Below are 22,084 nucleotides of genomic sequence, written 5' to 3' on the forward strand. Positions count from 1 at the left end.
ACCGCGAGAATGAGTAGACTACCCGAGCTCGGCACGGTAAAACGGATCGGCGCCATCCTGGTCGCCCTCGTCGTCGTCCTCGCGGCGGGGACGGTGGTCGGGCAGGCACCCGCACTCTTCGGCGCCGACGTCACAGAGGAGCCCGAAGGCTCGATCGAGTTCTCGGATCAGACCGGCGACGGCACGAGCGCCACCGTCGACAACGTCACCCTCTCGGACGGCGGCTTCGTGGTCGTCACGTCGGAAGGCGAGATCGTCGGCGTCTCGGAGTATCTCGGCGAGGGAGACCACGAGAACGTCACGGTCGAACAGCGCGGCGAGGGGGAGCTGCTCGGCCAGCTGACGGCGACGGCCCACCAGGACGTCACCGGCAACGAGACGTTCGTCGGCCCCGAGGAGGCCGGCGAGGACGAGGACCACGACCGGCCCTACATCGGCGCGGACGGCTATCCCGTAAGCGACACCGCGACCGTCTCGATGCCCGACGGCCCCGAGGAGGGCGCCACGAGCACCTCCTTCATCGTCGAGTCCGCGAACGCGACCGATCGGGTTCCGGTAAACGACACCTTGGAGATCACGAGCGAGATCCGCAACCCCAACGACTTCGAGGACCAACAGCCAGTCGACTTCCGGATCGACGGCGAGGTCCGTGAACGCCAGATCGTCTCGCTCTCGGCCGACGAGACCCGCCAGCTCAACTTCACGATCGACCTCAGCGGCGTCGAACCCGGCGAACACGGCTACGGGATCTACACCGACGAGGACGGCGCCGTCGACGACTTCCTCGTCGAGTACGCGCCCGCGGACGTGACCGTCGTCGAGGCCACGCCCGAGGAGGTCGTCGCCGACGCGACGCTCCCGATCGACGGGTTCCTCGCCGTCGAGGACGGCAACGGCTCCGTCGTCGCGACCTCCGACGCTCTCGAGTACGGCGACCACGAGAACGTGACGATCGACGTCGGGGACGAACTCGCCGACGGCGAGACCGCGACCGTCGTCGTCTACGGCGGCGACCCCGGGGAGGTGGCGACGACGGTGCCGTACGTGGATGGCGAGGGCGAGCGCATTCAGGCGACCGCGACCGTCGAGGGCGAGACCGACGACGGGCTCTCGCCCGGCGGCGGGATCGGCAGCGACAACGCGACGAACGGAACCGACGGGGCCAACGCGACGAACGAAACGAACGGGACCGACGCGACCAACGAAAGCGACGGGGCGGACGGCTCGAACGAGTCCGACGACGGGAGCGGAAACGAGACCCAGGCCGAAGGCGAGGACGACGCGTAACCGACCGATTCTTACCGCCAGCCGCCCTACGGATCGGCGATGGACGGGCCGCTGTGGACCGAGGCGCACGCGCCGGAGCTGTCGGAACTCCCCCAAGACGGCGCCCGAGAGTATCTCGAGCGAGCGATCGAGGAGCCGATCAACCTGATCCTCCAGGGGCCGACGGGAAGCGGAAAGACCGCGGCCGCACGCGCACTCGCCCGCGAGGCCCACGCGGATCCCGACAACGACTTCGTCGAGATCAACGTCGCGGACTTCTTCGAACGGACGAAAAGCGAGATCCGCGAGGACCCCCGGTTCTCGCACTTCCTCCAGGGTCAGACCGAGTTCTCGAAACAGCACCGCCGGAGCGGCGACCGGTCGAACAAGTACAAGCGAAACTGGTCGAAACGGGACATGATCGCCCACGTCCTCAAAGAACAGGCGGGCTACGCGCCCTCCTCGGGGACGTACAAGACGATCCTGCTCGACAACGCCGAGACGATTCGGGAGGACTTCCAGCAGGCCCTTCGCCGGATCATGGAACAACACCACCGGACGACCCAGTTCGTGATCGGGACCCGCCAGCCCACCAAGCTGATCCCGCCGATCCGTTCGCGGTGTTTCCCGGTCACGATGCGCGCGCCCACCAGCGAGGAGACCGTCGCGGTACTCGAGCGGATCGCCGAGCGCGAAGGCGTCGAGTACGACGCCGACGGCCTCGAGTTCGTCGCGGGCTACGCCGACGGCGACCTCCGCCGGGCGATCTTAGCTTCTCAGACCGCCGCCGTCGAGGAAGGCGAGATCACGATGGACGCCGCCTACGAGACCATCGGGAGCGTCGGCTACGACGACGAAGTGGGGGAGATGCTCGAGGACGCCGAATCGGGGGCGTTCACCGACGCCCGGAGCACGCTCGACGACCTGCTGGTGGACGAGGGACTGTCGGGCAGCGAGGTCATCGACGAGGTGCTGTCGGTCGCGCGCAAGCAGTACCAGGGCGAGAAACTCGCCAGGTTACACCGGCTGGCGGCCGACGTCGAGTTCGAGATGGGCGAAGGGGCGAGCGATCGGATCCACGTTTCGCATCTACTGGCGGAGTTGGGTCGAGAGGCCTGAGGGTCGAACGGCGATAACGAATGGGGTCGGGGTACTGGCTGCACTCGACTTTCACATCGCAAACCGTTATCGGATAGCACCAGAGATGGAGAGGTGTGACCGCCGACGTCGTGTATCCCTCCGTCGAACTCGTTTGTGGTCTCCACGACCAGATCGTTCGCGAAGGCGACGACACGGAACCGGGGATTCGGTCGGAAAACGTGACCGGGTCCGCCCTACATTACGTATAAAAAGGCGCGAACGCACATATCCAGTAGACAATGGCGTCCGGTACTGAACCCTCCACGGCCGACGACGAGGTTCGCCGTCTGTACGAGCGATACCAGCCAGCAGACACCGACGAGGAGCGCCACAAAATTCTCCTCGAGATGGGAGAACTCGACGGACGCCGCCACTCGGATATCTACGCCGCACTCGAGAGCGAGTAGCCCGTTGTCCGGTAGCTATGAATCCGGTCTCAGCACCCGAATAGGACCCGTTCTGTCGTTCTCACGACGGACATCAGAGAGACGCGCCTCGTGGGTTTGTTCGTCGCAAAATCAGTGGGACCGCCGAGAGTCGAACTCGGGTCCTACGGACCCCATCCGCAGAGGATACCACTACCCCACGGTCCCGTGTTTCCGACGACGGGCGTGTTCCGTTTAAGAGTGTCGTTTCACCGTCCTCGCCGTCCTCCGTTCACCGACTCAGACCAGCACGCGCTCGAGTTCCACCACGATCCCCGACTCCGCGTCCGGGTCACCGACCAGCCGCCCGAGACAGACCGCGGCGCCGTCGGGGGTGTAACAGGCGAGCAGGTCCTCGGGGCCGGCGTCATCCGCAGAAAGAACGCCGGGGGCGTACACCTGCGCGCCATTTGCGACCTCGCGGGCCGCGCTCTCGGCGATCGTTACCGACGGAAGCCCCTCCAACACTCGCTCGGCGGGGGAGACGACCTCCCGGAGCAGCTTCTCGTCGCCGTCCTCGACCCAGAACGCCAGCGCGTCGAGCAGGTCGTACGCCGAATGGAGCGTCCGGTCGTCGAACGGGTCGGTCGCCGTCCGCCGGAGGTCGCCCATGTGGGCGCCCGTCCCAAGCGCCAGCCCGAGGTCGTGACAGAGTTTGCGGATGTAGGTCCCGCTCTCGCACCGCGTCCGGAACAGGATCTTTCGGTCGGCCGTCTCGAGCACCTCGAGGGTGTAGATCTCCCGGACCCGCAATCGTCGCGAGACGGCGCTCTTTCGGGGCGGCTTCTGGTAGATCGGGCCCTCGAACTCCGCGACGATCTCGGAGGCGTCCTCGGGGACCGGCCCGTGGCACTCGAGGACCGCGACGTACTCCTTGCCGCCCTCCAGAAAGGCGGGTGCGAGCCGGGTCGCGGTTCCAAACATGATCGGCAGACAGCCGGTGACCTTCGGGTCGAGGGTGCCGGCGTGGGCCGCCCGGTCGATCGGCTCCTCTCCTGTCTCGGCGAGTGCGTCGGCGACGCTGTCCCGGAGCCAGCCGCTGACCTGGTGGGAGGACGGTCCCGGTGGTTTGTCGAGGTTCACCACTCCGAACCGGAGGAGGGAGGCGGGCGAGCGCTCGGCGGGCGGGCCACGCAGGGCCATCAGATCTCGACGCCGGTGATCGGGTACTTCCCCTCGTCCTTTTCGGGGTGGTACTCCTCGACTGCGGTCACGAGCATGTCGAGGACGGCGTCGGGCTCCCACCGGCCGGTGTTCACCGAAAGGTCGTATATCTTCAGGTCGGTGATGTCGATTCCATAGTAGTCCTCGTACCGGCTGGCCTCGCTGGCCTCCCGTGCGCGGGTCTCCTCCGTCGCGGGCCCCGGCTCCTTGCCCTCGCGGTCGGCGATCCGCTCGCCCCGGACGCTCGCGGGCGCGTCGAGCCAGAACCGGAAGTCGGCGTGTTCGCCCGCCAGCCAGCCCGCCAGCCGCGACTCGAGGACGAGGTCGTCGCGGTCGCGGGCGATCCGACCCAGCCGACGATCCAGGTCGCGGTCGATCTCCTCGTTTTCCTCGGCGAGCTTGTTGAACTCGAGGGGGGTGTACCCCCGCTCGTCGGCGAGTTCGCGGAAGATGTCGCCGCCGCTTACGTGTTCGAGGTCGAAGGCGTCGGCGAGCAACCCCGCGGTGGTGCTCTTCCCGCTTCCAGGCGGGCCGGAGACGGTGAGTAACATACGTTCCCTCCACCGGGCTCGTTCAAAGGAATTGTGAAAGTCCCCGCGTCAGCTGGTCGCCGGCGACATGTCGATGTTGACGGCTTTCCGGAGCAACTGGGTGAAACCCATCGAACAGAGGAAGTACCAGACGATCCAGGCTTGCATCGGGCCAACGACGCCGTCGTTCCACTCGACGACGCCGGCGATCGGCATCACGACCTGGAGCTCGTCGCTGGCGATGTGGCCGTCGCGGATCATCCACCACATCCAGAGGAAAAGCGGGATCGTAAACAGCATGATCCAGACCATCGGACGGAACTGTTCTTTGAACATCCCGAGGTTCTCGGCCATCGCCTCCATCTGCTCCTCTTGGACGCGGTCCATCTCGTTGTCGAGTCGCTCGAGTTCGGACTCGCTGGCCCCGCGTTCCTCGGCGGCTTCCTTTCGCTCCTCGACGTCCTTTCGTTTCTCCTGCATCGCCTTCATCCGTTCTTGATATTTGCCCATCCGCTCGGGGTTCATCAGGTTCGCCTGCAGCAGCGTCGAGTAGAGCCCGGTCACCATCGCAACCGTGAGGATCACCGCGTAAAATGGGAGCGCGGCGTTGAGCGGCCCGAGCGCGACGTCGATCGTTCCCCCGATGAGGTTCCGGATGGAGTCGAACCAGTAGCCGGTCATCAACAATATGGCACTCAGCCCGGCCAGTTTGTCCCACTGGGACCACGAGGAGGCGTCGTCGTCGATCTCGGGAGTGTCGGCGTCGACCCCCTCCTCGTCGTCGTCCAGGGCGCGATCGAACGCCTCCCGGTCGGCGATCTCGAACCCGTCACGGCCGTCGACTAAGATCCCCGTCTCGATGATTCGACCCCACTGGCCGCTGGTGAGGTCGTCCCGGACGTCGGCCCACTCGACCTCGCCGCCGTTGCGGTCGGCCTCCCGGCGGATCGACTCGAGTGCCTCGGCCATCGCGGCGTCCTCGCGGACGAGGGAGTCTACCTTCTCCGCGGTACGCGTCATCTACTCGAAGCTAGGTCACGTCCAGTATACAAGTGTTTATCTTCGGGCGCCGGCGACGGGACGCCGGTTCGTGGCCCCAGTCCGGTCCCGTCGGCCGCCAGTGCGGGACGCCGTCCACGTACCAACCGAATAGTATATCACGGTGTCGGATATATCTAGCAGCAATATGGATAGAAGACGGTGCGCCGGGCGATCGGAGTGAGCGAGGAACGCGGCCAGTCGGAGGTCCTCGGGTTCGTCCTGCTGTTCGGAATCGTCGCGATCGGCAGCGTCGCGATCCTGCTCGCTTCGGGCGCGACAACCGACGGGATCGAAAGCCAGGCCGAGATCGATCGCGTCGAGAGCGCGTTCGTCGAACTCAGCACGGACATCGCGACTGCCGCCGCGACGAGCGACGCCGGAGGCACGACGGAACTCGACATCGACGCGAGCGAGGGAACGATCCGCAAGGTCGACGGCGGGAACATGACCGTCTCCATCGAAGGGAAAGGAGAAGTCGCAAACGAGAGCCTCGGTGCGATCGAGTACACCAACGACGACGGCTCGGTCGTCGCCTACGAGGGCGGCGGCGTCTGGCGGGGAACGGGCGACCGATCGATGCCCGTCTCGGGACCGCCGATTACGTACACCGACGGGACGCTGACGCTTCCGATCTTCAACGTGAGCGGCGGCTCGGCCTCAGGAAGCGGGGTCGCGGTCTCGGGGGTCAACACCACCTCGAACCACTCCGGACTCACTGGCGGTGTCGACGAGAGCCAGAACATCAAGATCTCCGTCACGACAGCCTATCACAACGGCTGGGCGGAATACTTCCGATCGATGGGGAACACGAGCGTCGAGACCAGCGGTACCGGCGAGTACCGGACCATCGAGGTGATCGTCGGCATCTCCGAGCTTCCCCAGGAGATCGAGGACGTAAACCTCAATTCCGATCGTGCGAGCGTCCTGTCGGCGACCGGGGGGTCGATCTCGACGAGTACGGCGGGCAACAGCTACACGAGCGGCGACGTCGTCTCGCCGGGGGACGTCGACGTCGGACACACGATCTACGGCGACGTCGTCTCGGGCGGGGACGTGAGCGTCAGCCACTCCGGCGAGGTCACTGGCCGAATCATCGCGGCCGGGAGCGTCGACATCGCGGGCGACGACGACGCCGGGAGCGTCCTCGCGGGCGGGGACGTCACCGTCGGCGGCCACGTCGACGGCGGCGTCGTCTCCTACGGCGACATCGAGATCCGGTGGGACAAATCGTACGCCGGTGACCTCGTCGCGGCCGGATCGATCACCGACAACGGCTACTGCGTCGGCGACTGCGAGGTGAGAGAGGGCGTCCCGCCCGGCGAGATCGGCCCCCATCCGAACGACGAACTCGACGACCTCCCCGAACACGAGCCGATCGACCGCGCCTACGACCAGATCCTCGATCAGGGAGAGGGCGACGAAGTCGGCACCCTGAGCGACGATCACCTCGAGGCTGGCCAGTACTTCGCCGGGGAAATCTCTGTCGGCGGGAACAGCGACCTCGAACTCGACGTCAGCGACGGCGACATCGACATCCTGGTCCGTCCGGGCGGGGGCGTCTCCATGACGGGGAACGGGGACATCACGGTGACCGGCACCAGTGGAAACGACCACGTCGTCCGGGTGATCACGAGCGGTATGGTGTCGATGTCCGGCGGCGCCGTGACGAACTCGGGAGGGGAGGCGAACCGATTCCAGATCTTCGGCACGACCGGGAGTAGTTTCAGGTTCAGCGGCGGCGGGGCCTACTACGGCTCGATCTACGCGCCCCACGACGAGGTGTCGGCCGACACCGACTTCGACGCGAGCGGGTCGCTCGACTTCTACGGAACCTTCGTCATCGGCGGACTCGACGCCAGCGGGACCGTAACCTTCCACGGCGACAGCAGCGCCGGGCCCACCTCACCGACGGGCAACTGGGACGGCCACATGGATAACATCGCGACCGACGAGCTGACGGTCTACGTCCACGTCCGCACCCACGAGATCGTTCTCGACTAGACGGCACTCTCGACGCGCTCGCGGATCTCCGTCCAGACCTCCTTGGGCGCGCGGTCGCCGTCGATCCGTTCCAGGGAACCCTTCTCGTCGTAGTACTCGACGACCGGTGCCGTGTTCTCCTCGTAGACCCGGAGGCGCTCGACGACGGTCTCCTCGGTGTCGTCGTCGCGCTGGACCAGTCGCTCTTTGACCTCCTCGTCCTCGGCGGGGTCGTACTCGACGTGGTAGACCTCGTCGGTTTCGGGGTCGATCCGCCGGCCGGTCAGGCGGTGGACGAGTTCGTCCTCGCTCACGTCGAGTTTGAGGACGACGTCGAGGTCGGTCATCCCCTCTAGGGCCTCTGCCTGGGCGATGTTGCGCGGGTAGCCGTCGAGGACGAAGCCGTCGGCGTCGGCGAGGGCTTCCTCGACGATTGCGGTGACGACTTCGTCGGGGACGAGTTCGCCCGCGGCCATGATCTCGCCGGGGGTGTCGTACTCGTCGTGGACGTCGCTGATGTCCATTCCCTTGTTCGCCCGGAGCGCGTCGCCGGTCGTGATGTGGGCGATATCGAAGTGCTCTACGAGGCGGCCGCTTTGTGTCCCCTTGCCCGCTCCCGGGGGCCCGAGGATGAGTATTCGTGGCTGTGCCATACCCGAGCGTTGCGCCCCGTCGCATAAAGGCTTAAAGAAAGGCGATCGAACGGCCGATATGACTCGATTCGACGCCGCCGAGCCCGAGAAACGCCGTGCCCTCTACGCCGACGCGATCGCCGCCCATCGCGCCCGCGCGAGCGCGTTCGTCACGATCGAAGCCGCGGTCGACCCCGACGAGGGGGCGATCCCCTGGCTCCAGTTCGCGGAGGGGATCGTAAACGTCGACTGCACGGAAGCGGAACTCGAGTCCCTAAAGGCGCTCCTCGAGGACTACCCCGCCTTTTCAATCGACGAACTCGCGCGTCCCGAGGAGGCCGAAGGGGTCAACGTCCGGATCGCGGCGCGGGCCGACGACGACCGGGTCGCGGCGGCGCTCGACGCGATCTTCCGGTCGGTGTACGAACTCGACGAGGGGTTCACCGCCTGGGTCGTCGAGGTCTAAGCTACTCGATGGAGAGTCCGCCCTCGTCGCCTTCCTTGCCGTCCTCACGCTCGTCCCACTCGAGCTCGAACTCGACGCTCAACTCGCCTGGGCCGCCCTTACTCGAGGTCTCGCGTTCGGCTTTGACCTCGAAGGTGGGGGTCGCGGGCGGGGAGAGGCTGACGCTCTCGCCGCCGCCTTCCATGGCGAGCTCATCGCCGGCCTCGAGGCGGTCGGCGACGGTCCGGAGGTAGTCGGCGATCTCGGTGCGGTCCATCGGGCGCTCGAACTCGAAGAGGACGTCTTCGGGCATACGCCCCCTACGCGTCGCGGGTATAAGAGTCGTCGTGGTGGGAGGTCGGGTCCGGCGGCGGGGCGGCGGTCGGGCGACGGCTCCAGAACGATACACAAAAGGTCGGTCGGACAAAGGTCCGTTTAGAGACCTGGATGCCGGAGAACAACGCGCGGTCGATGCGGACGGAAGCGCCGGCGGCGAGCGGACCGTCCGTTCGGTTCGACGAGGGCTTCCACAATAGCCAAGTGGACCCAGCACTCAGCGACTACTATAAAAGTAGCCGGCAAACGAGGTGACCACGATCCTTCCCCAACTTACCACTCCGTTACAGCAGACGCGTGTCGACGTCTTCAACGAGATCTTCGTCCTCTTTCTCGGACTCGGGACGCTCGTCGGCATCGTCGTCGTCAGCTATACGCTGTACAACGCCTACAAGTACCGCGACGACGGCAACCACGGCGAGGACGAGGACCTCCCGGTCGTCGGCGAACTGCCGACCGGGGGGAAGGGAGGGCGGAAGCTCTTCCTCTCGTTCGGGCTGAGCGCCGTCATCGTGCTCGGGCTCGTCTTCTGGTCGTACCAGATGCTCCTCTACGTCGAGGCCGGTCCGGGCGACGAGGCCCAGGAGGAGGCGCTCAACGTCGACGTCGAGGGACAGGCGTTCTCCTGGACCTTCCAGTACGAAAACGGCGTCGAGTCCAACGGCGAGCTCGTCGTCCCCGCCGACAGGGAGATCCAGCTGAACGTGACGTCGATCGACGTCTGGCACGCCTTCGGCATACCGGATCAACGCGCGAAAGCCGACGCGATCCCCGGCGAGTACTCCGAGACCTGGTTCATCGCCGACGCGCCCGAGAACGGAGAGAACGTGACCCACGAGGACGCCATCGAGTGCTTCGAGCTCTGTGGTGCCGGCCACTCCAACATGAAAGCCGACCTCACCGTGATGGAAGAGGAGGCTTTCCAGGAGTGGATGGCAGAACAGGAAGCCCAGGCGAACGGCGGCGGAAACGAAAGCGGTGGGGGCAACGAGAGCGCCACGGGCACCCAAACGGGCCCCGAGGGCAACGAAAGCAGTGCGAACGGTACCGACGCTGCGAGCAACGAGAGCGGAGCGAACGAGAGCTCCGCGGCCGGCACCGGGGGCAACGCGACCGACGCGGCCAACGAAACGAACGCCGGCAACGAAAGCGACACGAACGGTACCGACGCCAGTGGCGACGACGGAAACAATGACACTGAGGACAACGAAACCGACGGCAACGCCGACGACGAATCCAGCCAGGAGGGTGAGAGCTGATGTCTGAGCACTTCCCGCCGCGGACGTCGATCAAACGCTGGCTGGTGACGACCAACCACAAGGACGTCGGGATCCTCTATCTCGTGACCGCGTTTTTCTTCCTGATCTTCGGGGGCGTCCTCGCCTTGCTCTTCCGGGTCCAGCTCTGGAGCCCGGGCGGGACTCTTCTCTCGAACAGCGGCTTCAACCAGGCGGTCTCCATCCACGGGCTGGTGATGGTGTTCTGGTTCCTCTCGCCGGTCGCGACGGGCTTTGCGAACTACCTCGTTCCGCTCCAGATCGGCGCGAAGGACCTCGCGTTTCCCCGGCTGAACGCGCTTAGCTACTGGTTTTACCTCTTCTCGGGGGTCCTGCTCGCGATCTCCTTCTTCCAGGGTGGGTCCTTCGAGGGCGGCTGGACGATGTACGCCCCGCTCAACGTCCCAATGTACACGCCCGCCGTTCAGGCGACCACGGGCGGAACCGCAGCGATCGTCGCGTTACTCCTGTTCGTCACCTCGATCACGGTCGGGACGGTCAACTTCCTGACGACGATGCACCGCTCCCGTGCGGAGGGGCTTGGCCTCTGGAACGTCCCGCTTTTCAGCTGGTCGTGGCTGCTTACGGTCTGGATGATGCTGTTTGCGTTCGCGGCCCTCCTCGCGGCCTTGCTCTTGCTCGTAAGCGACAAGATCCTGCTGACCCAGTACTTCGTGACCGACCAGGGCTCGAGCCTGTTGTGGGCACACCTGTTCTGGTTCTTCGGTCATCCGGAGGTGTACATCGTCTTCTTCCCCGCGCTGGGGATCATGTTCGAGACGTTCCAGACCTTTACGGGTCGGCGGATCGTCGGCCGGAAGTGGGTCATCATCGCGATGGTCCTGGTGGCGGTGCAGTCCTTCCTGGTATGGATGCACCACATGTTCCTGACGACGATCAACCTGGAGATCAAGACCCTCTTCATGGCGACGACGATCGGGATCTCGCTGCCGTTCGACCTGATGGTCTTCTCGCTGATCTACACGATGGTCAAGGGCCGCGTCCGCTTTACCACCCCGTTCCTCTTCAGCCTGGGTGCGCTCGTCCTCTTCATCCTCGGGGGCATTACGGGCGTGTTCCTCGGCGCGGTCGTCCTCGACTACGAGTTCCGGGGCACCTACTGGGTCGTCGCGCACTTCCACTACGTCATGGTCTCGGGGGTGACCGCGCTGGTCGGCGGGGTCTACTACTGGTGGCCGAAGATGACCGGGAAGATGTACGACGAGCTGCTGGGCAAGGTCAACTTCGCGGTCTACTTCGTCGGCTTCAACCTGCTTTACTTCCCGATGTTCCTCGCCTGGGAGACCCCACGCCGGGTGTTCCACTACGCCGACGGCATGCAGATCTACCACCAGATGGCGACCGTCGGCGCGTTCGTCCTGGGGAGTTCGTTCCTCATCATGTTCTACACCCTCGGGAAGAGCCTCGTCTCCGGTCCCGACGCCCCCGATAACCCCTGGGAGTTCTCCCGGACCGCCGAGTGGGCGATCCCCTCGCCGCCACCCCTCGAGAACTGGCCCGGACGCCCCTCCTATGCGAGCGGGCGCCTCGAGTTCGTCGACGACACGCCGGCGACCGACGGCGGTGCGACCACCGACGGCGGCGCGATGGCGACCGCCGACGCCGGGGCCGCCCTCGAGCGCGACCACGGCCACGACCACGCGACCGCCGAGGAACACGTCGATCACGCGAGCATCTGGCCCTTCGGCATCGGGCTGGGGCTGTTCATCACCCTGCTTGGCGCCTCGGGCATGACGGGAACGGTCGCGGCGCTGGTCGAATCGCTCGACCCCGAGTACTTCGAGAGCGCGGGGCTCACGGCCAACGTGAGCTACCTCTACTCGGGGATCACCGTCGTCGGGGTCGCCACGCTCGGCTACACGCTCTTCGAGTTCGGCCGCGAGCGCTTTACCGCGCCGACGATGGCGATCGCCGAACGGTGGCCGTTCGAGAACGTCGGCAACACGAAACTCGGCGTCTGGTTCTTCCTGGCGTCGGACGTCGTGGTCTTCGGCGCGTTCATCGGTGCGTACGTCTTCATGCGGATCTACGCGGGCTGGGGTAGCTGGGACCCCGTGCCGCCGTTCACCCAGCTCGGCCTGTTGAACACGTACATCCTGCTCACGTCGAGTTTCACGGTCATCCTCGCGCTCGTGATGGCCGAACGGAAGAACAAGACGGGACTGCTCGCCACCCTCGGGACCACCGTCCTGCTGGGGCTGACGTTCATGGGCGTGAAGGCCTACGAGTGGAGCTACGAGTTCAGCCACGGGATCTTCTGGTTCACCGACCTCCACTACTCGATGTATTTCGTCACGACTGGCCTCCACGGGCTCCACGTGCTGCTTGGCCTCTTCGTCGCCGTCTTCATGATCTATCGCGTGATCTCGATCGACGCCTATCTCGAGGACTCCCGGCCCGTGGAGTTCTTCGGGCTCTACTGGCACTTCGTCGACATCGTCTGGGTCTTCCTCTTCCCGCTTTTCTACCTGATGTAGCGGGTCGGCGGTCGGCCCGTTTTCCGTCCTCAATCTCGACCAGTGGGCAACTCGAGAACGAATCGTCGAGTCCGCGAGCGTGGCGCTCGACTTCCGTCCGAACGATACCGAGACGGCTCGAAGGAGGCTCCGGGAGCGATTCCGGCGTTACTCGCGGGGCTCGAGTTCGACGGTGAGCGCGTCGTTGCCCGCGACGTCGAGCCGACCGGGGTCGGCGGGCCAGTAGCCCTCGGAGCCGATGGCGGGCTCCCACTCGCCACACCAGCCCTGGAGCTCGGCGATCCCGTTGCCGTCGGCCTCGCCGGCCGCCAGGCCCATGTCGTCGATGTTCTCGGCGCGGACGTCGGCCTGGACCCGCGCGCCCTCGATCGGGCTCCCGGTTTCGCCGTCGACGACCTCGACGGTCAACACGCAGTCGTCGGGTTCGGTGACGGCCTCGAAGGAGGTCTGGACCGGATCGTCACCGACGGCGACGGTGTACTCGGTCTCGACGAGCGTCAGGTCGATGTCGTCGGCCACCAACACGTTGTACTCGCCGGCCTCGACCTCGAGGAGGGCCGCCCCGTCGCTTCCGGTTTCGGCGTCGGCGGTGACGCTGTCGGGTCCGCTGGTCCGGACGAGACGCACCGCCGCGCCCTCGATGGCACCCCCCGTGTCGGGGTGGATGGCCGTGATCGCCACCGGGATCCGTTCGGGACCGGACTCGAGCTCGACGGCGACGTCGGCGGGGCCGTCGTGGGTGTGTCGGACGATCTCGCCGGTGTAGTCGGGGTGGTCGGCCTGGATCCGGTAGTCGTTGTGGTAGATGACGTCCGGATGGCGGCCGTTGCTGTTGGTCTCGCCGCGGAATTGGAGGGGGATGTCGGCCTCGTGGGGCGTCCCGCGGCCGATCACCTCCGCGCCCTCGATGGGCGATCCGCTTTCGTCGACGACGGCGACGGTGATCCGCGAGGCGCCGGGGACCCCGCCCTCGATGGGTTCGAGGGAGACCGTCGGTCCGCCGTCGCCGTCGTGGCCGTACTCGACTGTCTCGGGATGGTACTCCTCGTGGTCGACGGTGATCGCGTAGGCGTTCTCGTAGACGGTGTCCCGGTAGACTCCCTCGCTATCGGTCTCGCCGGAGAACTCGAGGGGGATCCCGGCGTCGTGGGGTCGGCCTTTGGCGTCGACGCTCGCGCCGACGATCGGTTCGCCGGCCGAATCGACGACCCGCACGGCGAGATCGGCGACGGCGACCGGCGAGGCGAGTTCGACCGTCACCTCGCCGTCGTCGTCGTCGTGAGTGTACTCGACCGTCGCCGCCTCGTACTCGCCGTGGTCGACCTCGATCGTGTACGTACTCGTGTCCGCTTCCTCCTCGACGTAGGTCCCGTCGGCGTCGGTCTCGCCGCCGAACTCGACGCCGTCGCCCTCGCCTCGGACGATCGCGCCCTCGATCGGCTCGCCGGCCGGCCCGACGACCCGGACGGTAAGCGCCGCGATCGCCTCGCTGTCGGTGCTCTCGCTCTCGTCGGTCGTGATCTCGTTGTCCGTGTCGTTCATATCGATGGCCTCCCGATGGGTCCTCTCGCCGTCCGCTCGGATCGCCTGACTGTCCTCGCCATCGTGGTCATTGGCTATATCGCCATCGGTCTCGGCTGGGACCCGGACGGGCGCGGCCCGCTCGGCCGATGGCGTCGTATCTCGGGTGTCTCGCGCGATCCCGGAACGGCTTGGCTCCCGTACCCTGTCCCCTGGCCCAACGGTTATTAGTAGTATCGACGCACAATCCGTATCGGTTCCGGATGACCGTTGCCGATCCGGGCTGCCGCGTCGCCGGGTGGGGCGCGTTCCCCGTTTTCCTCGGGCGGGCTCCGGGGCGGACGGGAGAGAAGTAGTTCGGCCGGGTTCGACGTGGCCCTCAGGCCGCTTCCTCCCGGTCGGCACGCTCGCGGATGACCTCGCGGAGGTGTTCTGCATCCCGGATCTCCGCGAGTTCCTCGCGTTCGACGAGCGCGGTGCCGTCGACGGACTCCCGATTTGCCTTCTCGACGAAGTAGACCGACCGGGTGTCGGCGACCCGGCCGATCGAACTCATGATGCGGGCGCGTTTCTCGGCGGCCTCCGTGAACGCGGAGTGGCCCGTGAGAACGACGTCCTCGCCGTCGTCTCGCTCCCCGTCCTCGCTGACGGCCTTGAACGGAGAGCGGAGCGTGGGGTGGACCCGAAACCCCGCCCGGGTGAGGACGGTGACGACCTCGGCGTCGTCGGGATCGGCGTCGGGGTCCTCTGGAGTGGGCTCGCTGTCGTGGACGTCCTCGGCGCCCTCTAGAACGTCTACGGGGCTCGTCAGGGGTGCCTCGAACAGCTCTTCTAAGGCCATCGCGATCTCGACGGAGGCGTTCATCCCGTCCTCGTACTTCGAGACGGTTCGCCGGGAGACTCCCAACTCGCTCGCGAGCTGGCCGAGACTCCACTCGCGGTCGGCGCGCTCGTCGGCGAGCAGGTCGCCGTCGATGTTGACGTAGAGACCGCCGGGGGCGGCGTAGATCAGCGGCGGGACGCCCTCGACGAAGAAGTTGTAGGCGGTGTCGGGGCTGAACGCGGGGACGCCGTGGCGGAAGTAGACGACGTCGGGTTTGAGTTCCTCGTCGCGGCTCCGTAGGCCGACCAGAAGCGGCGTCGCCCGCAGATAGGAGCCGAGCCGGCGCATCTCGTGGCCCGTCTCCTCGGTGAAGGCGTCGACGTTGCCGAGGATCTTCACGAGGACGAGACTGTCCCCGCGTCTGGCAGCAACGTCGAAGCTCTTCGGGCGGATCGCACACCGTTCGCTGACGGCAAACCCCGCGTCCTCGAGCATCGCGGTGACGTTTCCGACCAGTGCTCCCCGGGACATGGAAGGACGTAAGCGACTCTCGATACATGAGTGTTTCCCCGACCCGTCCCGGTCGCAGTCGGTCGATTTCCGGGTACGGGAGCCGGAGCGTTTATATATAAGGGGAGCTCCGGACCGGCTGCAACAGGGCCATGGGTTGATGTACCGTCTCGTGGTCGTAGTCCTCGGTTCGATATGAACGGGATCAGTGACGGCGTCGCGGTCGTGACGGGCGCAGCGGGCGGGATCGGACGGGCGGCCGCCGAACGGTTCGCCGAGGAGGGCGCGCGGGTCGTCGCCGCCGACGTCGACGGCGACGGGATCGAAGAGACGATCGACGAAATCGAGTCGGCGGGCGGGGAGGCGACCGCCGTCGAGACCGACGTCACCGACGAGGGAAGCGTGGCGGCGCTGATCGAGGCGGCCGAGGAGAGCTACGGCGTTCCCGACATGGCGTTCAACAACGCGGGGATCGAGGGCGACCACGCCCCCCTCGCGGAGCAGTCGATCGAGGACTGGGACCGAACGATCGCGGTCAACCAGACCGGCGTCTGGCTCTGTCTCAAGGAGGAGCTGGCGGCGATGGCCGACGACGGTGGCGGTCGCATCGTCAACACGGCGTCGATCGCCGGGCTGGCCGCCGCGGGTCCCGGTCCCTACGTCGCGAGCAAACACGGCGTGATCGGGCTGACCCGGGTCGCGGCCGCCCAGTACGGTCCCGAGGGCGTCCGGGTCAACGCGGTCTGTCCGGGCGTCATCGACACCGAGATGGTCGCCCGCTCGGCCGAGGAGATGGGCGAGCAGATGCAGGCGTTCATCGACGCCAAACCGCTCGGCCGGATGGGCCAGCCCGAGGAGGTCGCGAGCGCGGTCGTCTGGCTCTGCTCGGATGACGCCTCCTTCGTTACCGGCCACCCGCTCGTGATCGACGGCGGCTACATGGCGTAGGCCGCATCAGTCCCGAAGGAGGGCGTCGGTGTCGGCGTGGTCGGCGAGCAACCGGCCCATGGTTTCGACCGTGCGTTCGTCGCGGGTCCGGCCGCTCCGGACGACGTCCTCGGCCCGCTCGACGGTCGAGCGGGTGTCGGCGCCGACGACGAGAATCGGGACGCCCGCCTCCTCGGCGGCGCCGACCACGGCCCCGGAGGGACGGATTCCCCCCGAGAGCACGAGTGCGCGGACCCCTGGGGCCTCCAAGGCGACGGTCTGGAGGTCCGCGCGGTCGCCGCCGGTGATCAGGGCGCCGTCGCGGCTCCGCCGGAGGTAGGAGAGGGCCCCCTCGGCGCTCATCGCGCCGACGAGGAAGCGCTCGACGTAGGCGTCGGTCGGGGCGTCCCGGGTGACGATCTCGGCACCCAACTCGTCGGCGAGGTCGGCGACGGTGACACCCGCGAGGTCGCGCTCTCTGGGGAGTACGCCAAGGACGGGAACGTCTCGGCCCTCGAGAAAGCCCGCGGCCGCCTCGACCTCGTCGACGGCGGCGTCCGGGACGGCGTTGAAGACGACCCCGCGAAACCGGTCGCCAAAGCGTTCGGCCGCGCCGAGCACGCCGTCTACGTCGCGGGCGGAGTCGTAGCGGCCGACGAGGACGACCTCCGCGTCCAGCAGGTCGGCGACCGCCGGTTCGGAGAGATCGACGATCGAGCCGGTGTCGATCCGATCGGCCCCTTCGACGATCAGCAGGTCCCGGCCGTCGGCGAGGTCGTCGAAACACTCCCGGACGGTCGCCCGGAGTTCCTGGGGGTCCTCCCGGCCGCGGATCGCCTCGGAGACGAACGTCGGCGAGTAGACGATCGGCTCGAGTCGGTGCATCTCTGCGTCGAGGTCGAGGAGTTCGCGCGCGAGCATCGGGTCCTCGTCTCTGGTCTTTCCCACGTGGCTCTCGAGGCGGGTCCCCTTCGGTTTCATGTAGCCGACACTTTCGCCTCTCCCGGCGGCAATCTTCGCGAGCGCGAGCGCGATGGCGGTCTTTCCGGTGCTTTCCTCGGTGCCGGCGACGAGCAGGGTTCGGGTCATGGTTCGACGGTGAGTTGGAGGTCGATCGCGCACACCCCATCGGGCGTCGCGACCAGCGGGTTGATATCCAGTTCGACGATCTCGGAGAAGTCGGTCACGAGCTGTGAGAGCCGGCCGATCGCCTCGACGATCCCCGCCTCGTCCACGGGCTCGCGCCCGCGGGCGCCACGGAGGAGCGGCGCGGCGTCGATCTCGCCGACCATCTCGCGGGCCTCGCGTTCGCTCACGGGGCCGACGCGGAAGGCGGTGTCCTCCAGGACCTCGACGAAGATCCCGCCCAGCCCGAACAGCAGGAGCGGGCCGAACTGGGGATCGCGGGTCATCCCGACGATCGTTTCGACGCCTTGCTCGGTGTCGACCAGCTCCTGGACCTGCACCCCGAGGACGGTCGCGTCGGACTGGTAGTTTCGCGCGCGGGCGACGAGGTCCTCGTAGGCGTCGGCGACCTCCCCGTCCGCGACGCCGACGCGGACCCCGCCGATGTCGCTCTTGTGGAGGATATCGGGGCTGACGATCTTCATGACGACGTCGCCCTCGACTCCCCTCGCGACCCGTTCGGCCTCCCCCGGCGACTCGACGACCGCGCCCTCGGGGGTGGGGATGCCGTAGGCGTCGAGGAGGTCCGTCGCCTCGACGCCGATCCGATTGTCGCCGCGTTCGGTGGCGCGATCCAGCACCTCGCGGGCGCGCTCGCGGTTGACGTCGAAACTCATGGGGTCGTCGTACTCTCGGCTCCCGATCTCTCGGTACTCATCGAGTGCGTCCAGCCCCTCGATCGCTCGGGCGGGATCGAAGTGGGCGGGGACCCCCGCCTCGGAGAGGGCCCCACTGGCGATCCGCGCGCTCTCCCCGCCCATCAGGCAGGCGACGATCGGCACCCCCGTCTCCTCGCGGATAGCGAGGATCGTCTCCGCGAGCGCGTCGAACGAGAGGACGGCGGTCGGCGCCGCGATCACCGTCGCCATCCCCACGTTCGGGTCGGCCGTCGCGGCCGCAAGCGCATCCCGAAAGCGCGAGACGTCGGCGTCGCCGATCACGTCGATCGGGTTGTGGACGCTCGCGGCGTCGGGCATGGCCTCCCGGAGTCGGCTCGTGGTCTCCTCACTGAACGAGGAAAGCGAGAGCCGGGAGTCCCCGACCGCGTCGGTCGCCATCACGCCCGGCCCGCCGGCGTTGGTGACGACCGCGACGCCGTCGCCCTCGGGGAGGGGTTGGCCCGCCAGCGTTTCGGCGGCGTCGAACAGTTCTTGAACCGTTTGTGCGCGCAGGACGCCGGCCTGTTCGAGGCCCGCCTCGTAGGCCCGGTCGCTGCCCGCGATCGCCCCCGTATGGGAGGAGGCGGCCCGCGCGCCGGCGTCCGTTCGACCGGATTTGACGAGGACGATCGGCGTCTCGCACGCACGGGCGGCCTCGATGAACCCCCGACCGTCGTCGATCCCCTCGAGGTAGCCGACGATGACGTCTGTCTCCGGGTCCTCGTCCCACTCCCGGACGAAGTCCACCTCGTCCAGAACGGCCTTGTTGCCCAGCGAGACGACGTTTCGAAAGCCAAGCCCCCGGTCGCGGGCCCAGTCGACCACGCTCGTGACGAACGCCCCCGACTGGCTCAGAAAGGAGATCGAGCCCTTGAGGGGCGCGTCGGGACCGAACGTGGCGTTGAAACCGGCGCCGGTTCCGATCACGCCCAGGCTATTAGGCCCGACGAGGTCGAGCTCGTACTCCGCGGCGATCTCGCGGAGGTCGCGCTCGCGGGCGGCGCCCTCGCTGCCGGTCTCGCCGAAGCCCGCCGTGATGACGACGACGCTCCCGATCCCGACCTCGCCGGCCGTCCGGACGGCCTCGACCGCGGCGTCGGGCGGGACGGCGACCACCGCGACGTCGGGGTCGCCCGCCTCGGCGAGGGAATCGACGCAGTCGACGCCGAGCACCGACTCCCGCGAGGGGTTGACGCCGACGACCTCGCCGCCGAACGGAGCGAGGTTCTTGACGATCGCACGGCCGACCGACCCCTCGCGGTCGGTCGCGCCGACGACGGCGACCCGCCGGGGAGCGAAGAGATCGGTCAGCGATCCCGCCGACTCCGTCGGTACGCCCATACGCCATCCATCGGAGCGAGCGTAATAAGCGTGGCCGCGGCCCGCGCCCGAAACGCGTTACTGCCCGCGGTTCCAACTGGATCCGATGACCGTCGTCGCCGTCGACGACACCGACTCCCGCGAGGAGGGGATGTGTACGACCTACGTCGCCGCCCGGATCGCCAGCGCCCTGTCGGGCGTCGAGCGACTGCTCCTCGTCAGGTTGAACCCCGCCGTCGAACACAAGACCCGCGGGAACGCCGCCCTCGCCGTCCACGCCGACTGCGATCCCGGCGAGGCGTTTTCGGTCGCCCGCGAGACAGTCACCGACCTCGCCGCGGGGGACGGCACGGCAAACCCCGGTGTCGTCGTCGCCGATCACGCGCCCGAGGCGGTGCCCGACTCCGTGAGCGAGTTCGCTCGGGAGGCGGTCCGGGACCACCTCACGATCCCCGAGAGCGAGGCGCTGATCGAGCGGGCGGGCTATCGTGCTTGGGGAGCGGGCAACGGCCGGGGCCGGATCGGCGCGCTCGCGGCGGTCGGCGCCTGGTCGACGCTCTCGGAGTGGACCCTCGAGGAGATCTCCTACCGCGAACCGAAGCGGTGGGGCACGCCCCGCGAGGTCGATCACCAAAGCGTGTTCGCGGCCGCAAAGACGGGTTACCCGGCGGTGTGGGACACCGTCGACCGGATCGAGGGCGAGACGGTCTGTGTCCCCCACACGCCGGGACCGATTCTGTACGGCATCCGCGGCGACGACGCCGATGCGGTCAGGGGGATCGCGGCGAGGATCGAGAGCGAACCCGTTGCGGAGCGCCAACTGTTCGTCACGAACCAGGGGACCGACGTCCACCTCCGGGAGGGTGAGATCGGCGAGCTCCGGAACGGCCGGGCCTATCGCCTCTCCGGCGAGGTCGTTTCGGGTCCCGAAACCCGCGAGGGAGGCCACGTCTTTTTCGAGGTCGGTGACGGCGACCGTCGGCTGGAGTGTGTCGCCTTCGAGCCGACCAAACGCTTTCGCGAGCGGGTCCGGGCGCTGCGGGCCGGTGACTCCCTTACGGTCTGTGGGGAACTCTCGGGGGGCACCCTCAAACTCGAGAAGTTCGCCGTCCGCGACCTGCGGACGACCCGACTCGAGACCCCGACCTGTCCCGACTGCGGCCGGCGAATGGAGAGCGCCGGAGCCGACCAAGGCTATCGGTGTCGAGACTGCGCGAGGACGGCAGAGGGGAAGGTCGAACGGGCAGTAGAACGCGAGCTCGAGGAGGGGTGGTACGAGGTGCCCCCCTGTGCCCGCCGCCATATCGCGAAACCGCTGGTACGCGGCGGGTTCGACGCGCCCGTCCACCCCGAGCGCTGAGGCGGAACGAAACCGCTTACCCGCTCGCCGAGCGTGGGGGTGTATGGACGAGACGATCAGGACGGCGGTCGTCGGCACCGGCGGCTGGGGAACCCACGTCGCGACCCAGTTTCACGAGAATCCCGGAGCCGAGGTCGTCGCGCTGGCCGATGTCGCCGAGGCGAGCCGCGAGCGAGCGGGCGAGCAACTCGCGGTCGCGCCCGATCATCGCTACGAGAGCCACGAGGAGATGTTCGAAAGCGAGGACCTCGACGCGGTCCAGATCTCCTCGCCGCACACCCTCCACTACGACCACATCATGGACGCCCTCGACGCGGGCCTCCACGTCTTCTGTGAGAAGCCCTTTACCCCCGGCGTCGATCGCGCCCGCGAGATCACCGAGCGCGTCGAAGGGAGTGAGGAGGTGTTCATGGTCGGCTACCAGCGCCACCTCTGTACCGCCTACGTCGAACTCCGGGAGGCGATCGCGGCCGGCGAGATCGAACCGAAGTTCGTCACCGCCGAGATCGCCCAGGACTGGATCCAGAACGTCGCGGGCACCTGGCGAGTGAATCCGGATCTCTCGGGTGGCGGCCAGCTGTACGACAGCGGGAGCCACGTCTTAGATGCCATCGTCTGGATGCTCGACGCCCGGCCGACGAGCGTCTCCGCCGAGATGAGTTACTACCACGAGGCCGAACGGATCGACCTCCAGGCCGCGCTCTCAGCCGAGTTCGAGGACGGCACCGTCGCCTCGATCGGCGTCTCGGGGGACTCCCCGGACGTCTTGGAGCGGATCGCGATCCGGGGCGACGGCGGCCGGGGCATCATCGAGGGCGAGGGCTGGGACGACCGCCACCTGATCCGAACCGGCGCCGAGGGCGAAAGCGAGACGATCGAGGGCGTGCTCTCGACCGCGGAGAAAGTCGGGGCGTTCCTCAAGTCGGTCCGCGAGGGGACGGAGCCGCCCGCGACCGCGCGGACGGCGCTGTACGCGACGATGCTCACCGAGGCGGCCTACGAGTCGGCCCGGACGGGCGAGCGCGTCGAGATCAAGTATTGAGGA

At 67.4% G+C, this 22,084-nt stretch carries 19 protein-coding genes, 1 tRNA gene and 1 pseudogene; 11 read left to right on the forward strand and 10 right to left on the reverse strand.

Annotation, left to right across the window (positions count from 1 at the left end):
* Positions 1 to 9 precede the first annotated feature (9 nt).
* The 4 genes and pseudogenes from DVH23_RS04005 (at position 10) to DVH23_RS24095 (ending at position 2,813) form a co-directional block, all read left to right on the forward strand.
* Positions 10 to 1,287: a DUF4179 domain-containing protein gene (locus tag DVH23_RS04005; protein ID WP_198667828.1), complete on the forward strand. Its 1,278-nt coding sequence runs from the start codon at positions 10 to 12 to the stop codon at positions 1,285 to 1,287.
* Between the two features lie 39 nt (positions 1,288 to 1,326).
* On the forward strand, positions 1,327 to 2,385 hold the full coding sequence (locus tag DVH23_RS04010; protein ID WP_114576148.1) for an AAA family ATPase: 1,059 nt from the start codon (positions 1,327 to 1,329) through the stop codon (positions 2,383 to 2,385).
* Positions 2,386 to 2,480: 95 nt separating this feature from the next.
* Positions 2,481 to 2,612 (forward strand): annotated as a pseudogene (locus DVH23_RS24950) (type II toxin-antitoxin system death-on-curing family toxin); the annotation flags it as partial.
* Between the two features lie 33 nt (positions 2,613 to 2,645).
* Positions 2,646 to 2,813, forward strand: a complete 168-nt coding sequence (locus tag DVH23_RS24095; RefSeq protein WP_198667829.1) for a hypothetical protein — start codon at positions 2,646 to 2,648, stop codon at positions 2,811 to 2,813.
* Positions 2,814 to 2,928: 115 nt separating this feature from the next.
* Here the strand turns inward: DVH23_RS24095 and DVH23_RS04015 are convergent.
* The 4 genes from DVH23_RS04015 to DVH23_RS04030 form a co-directional block, all read right to left on the reverse strand.
* Positions 2,929 to 2,999, reverse strand: a tRNA-Pro gene (locus DVH23_RS04015).
* A gap of 72 nt (positions 3,000 to 3,071) precedes the next feature.
* The gene (locus tag DVH23_RS04020) at positions 3,072 to 3,974 is read right to left on the reverse strand and encodes an RNA-guided pseudouridylation complex pseudouridine synthase subunit Cbf5 (protein WP_114576149.1); all 903 of its coding nucleotides are present in this window, start codon (positions 3,972 to 3,974) and stop codon (positions 3,072 to 3,074) included.
* Positions 3,974 to 4,546, reverse strand: coding sequence for a (d)CMP kinase (gene cmk / locus DVH23_RS04025; protein ID WP_114576150.1), 573 nt, complete (start codon positions 4,544 to 4,546; stop codon positions 3,974 to 3,976). Before cmk ends, DVH23_RS04020 begins: the two co-directional genes overlap by 1 nt.
* 48 nt (positions 4,547 to 4,594) lie before the next feature.
* Entirely contained in the window at positions 4,595 to 5,545 is a 951-nt protein-coding gene (locus DVH23_RS04030; RefSeq protein ID WP_114576151.1) for a DUF106 domain-containing protein, read from the reverse strand.
* Positions 5,546 to 5,725: 180 nt separating this feature from the next.
* Here DVH23_RS04030 and DVH23_RS23465 point away from each other — a divergent pair, with 180 nt between their 5' ends.
* Positions 5,726 to 7,567 (forward strand): polymer-forming cytoskeletal protein, encoded by a 1,842-nt coding sequence (locus DVH23_RS23465; protein ID WP_157972317.1) that lies wholly within the window; start codon positions 5,726 to 5,728, stop codon positions 7,565 to 7,567.
* Here the strand turns inward: DVH23_RS23465 and DVH23_RS04035 are convergent.
* Positions 7,564 to 8,199, reverse strand: coding sequence for an adenylate kinase (locus DVH23_RS04035; protein ID WP_114576152.1), 636 nt, complete (start codon positions 8,197 to 8,199; stop codon positions 7,564 to 7,566). The two genes, DVH23_RS23465 and DVH23_RS04035, sit on opposite strands and share 4 nt — an antisense overlap.
* 58 nt (positions 8,200 to 8,257) lie before the next feature.
* On the opposite strand from DVH23_RS04035, the gene DVH23_RS04040 reads away from it, so the two are divergent.
* Complete coding sequence (locus tag DVH23_RS04040; RefSeq protein ID WP_114576153.1) at positions 8,258 to 8,644, forward strand: hypothetical protein; 387 nt, start codon at positions 8,258 to 8,260, stop codon at positions 8,642 to 8,644.
* Position 8,645: 1 nt separating this feature from the next.
* Here the strand turns inward: DVH23_RS04040 and DVH23_RS04045 are convergent, their stop codons facing one another.
* On the reverse strand, positions 8,646 to 8,936 hold the full coding sequence (locus DVH23_RS04045) for an amphi-Trp domain-containing protein (protein ID WP_114576154.1): 291 nt from the start codon (positions 8,934 to 8,936) through the stop codon (positions 8,646 to 8,648).
* A 274-nt stretch (positions 8,937 to 9,210) separates the two neighbouring features.
* Here DVH23_RS04045 and coxB point away from each other — a divergent pair, with 274 nt between their 5' ends.
* Positions 9,211 to 10,218, forward strand: coding sequence for a cytochrome c oxidase subunit II (gene coxB / locus DVH23_RS04050; RefSeq protein ID WP_114576155.1), 1,008 nt, complete (start codon positions 9,211 to 9,213; stop codon positions 10,216 to 10,218).
* The gene (locus DVH23_RS04055) at positions 10,218 to 12,734 is read left to right on the forward strand and encodes a cbb3-type cytochrome c oxidase subunit I (RefSeq protein ID WP_114576156.1); all 2,517 of its coding nucleotides are present in this window, start codon (positions 10,218 to 10,220) and stop codon (positions 12,732 to 12,734) included. Before coxB ends, DVH23_RS04055 begins: the two co-directional genes overlap by 1 nt.
* 147 nt (positions 12,735 to 12,881) lie before the next feature.
* On the opposite strand, the gene DVH23_RS04060 is transcribed toward DVH23_RS04055, so the two are convergent.
* Positions 12,882 to 14,276 carry a carboxypeptidase-like regulatory domain-containing protein gene (locus DVH23_RS04060; protein WP_157972318.1) on the reverse strand — a complete coding sequence of 465 codons (1,395 nt, stop codon included), beginning with the start codon at positions 14,274 to 14,276 and terminating at the stop codon, positions 12,882 to 12,884.
* 358 nt (positions 14,277 to 14,634) lie between these two features.
* A complete protein-coding gene (locus DVH23_RS04065; protein WP_114576158.1) occupies positions 14,635 to 15,609 on the reverse strand; it encodes a transcriptional regulator in 975 nt (324 codons plus the stop codon).
* A gap of 174 nt (positions 15,610 to 15,783) precedes the next feature.
* Between DVH23_RS04065 and DVH23_RS04070 the strand changes: the two genes are divergently transcribed.
* Complete coding sequence (locus DVH23_RS04070) at positions 15,784 to 16,536, forward strand: glucose 1-dehydrogenase (RefSeq protein WP_114576159.1); 753 nt, start codon at positions 15,784 to 15,786, stop codon at positions 16,534 to 16,536.
* 6 nt (positions 16,537 to 16,542) lie between these two features.
* On the opposite strand, the gene DVH23_RS04075 is transcribed toward DVH23_RS04070, so the two are convergent.
* Positions 16,543 to 17,604, reverse strand: a complete 1,062-nt coding sequence (locus tag DVH23_RS04075; RefSeq protein WP_114576160.1) for a phosphotransacetylase family protein — start codon at positions 17,602 to 17,604, stop codon at positions 16,543 to 16,545.
* Positions 17,601 to 19,700 carry an acetate--CoA ligase family protein gene (locus DVH23_RS04080; protein ID WP_114576161.1) on the reverse strand — a complete coding sequence of 700 codons (2,100 nt, stop codon included), beginning with the start codon at positions 19,698 to 19,700 and terminating at the stop codon, positions 17,601 to 17,603. The genes DVH23_RS04075 and DVH23_RS04080 overlap by 4 nt, the downstream gene beginning before the upstream one ends.
* A gap of 85 nt (positions 19,701 to 19,785) precedes the next feature.
* On the opposite strand from DVH23_RS04080, the gene DVH23_RS04085 reads away from it, so the two are divergent.
* Both DVH23_RS04085 and DVH23_RS04090 read left to right on the forward strand, forming a co-directional pair.
* Positions 19,786 to 21,039, forward strand: coding sequence for a tRNA(Ile)(2)-agmatinylcytidine synthase (locus DVH23_RS04085; protein ID WP_114576162.1), 1,254 nt, complete (start codon positions 19,786 to 19,788; stop codon positions 21,037 to 21,039).
* A gap of 43 nt (positions 21,040 to 21,082) precedes the next feature.
* Positions 21,083 to 22,081, forward strand: a complete 999-nt coding sequence (locus DVH23_RS04090) for a Gfo/Idh/MocA family protein (protein WP_114576163.1) — start codon at positions 21,083 to 21,085, stop codon at positions 22,079 to 22,081.
* Positions 22,082 to 22,084 lie beyond the last annotated feature (3 nt).

The organism is Saliphagus sp. LR7, from assembly GCF_003344565.1.
Taxonomy (GTDB): Archaea; Halobacteriota; Halobacteria; order Halobacteriales; family Natrialbaceae; genus Saliphagus; species Saliphagus infecundisoli.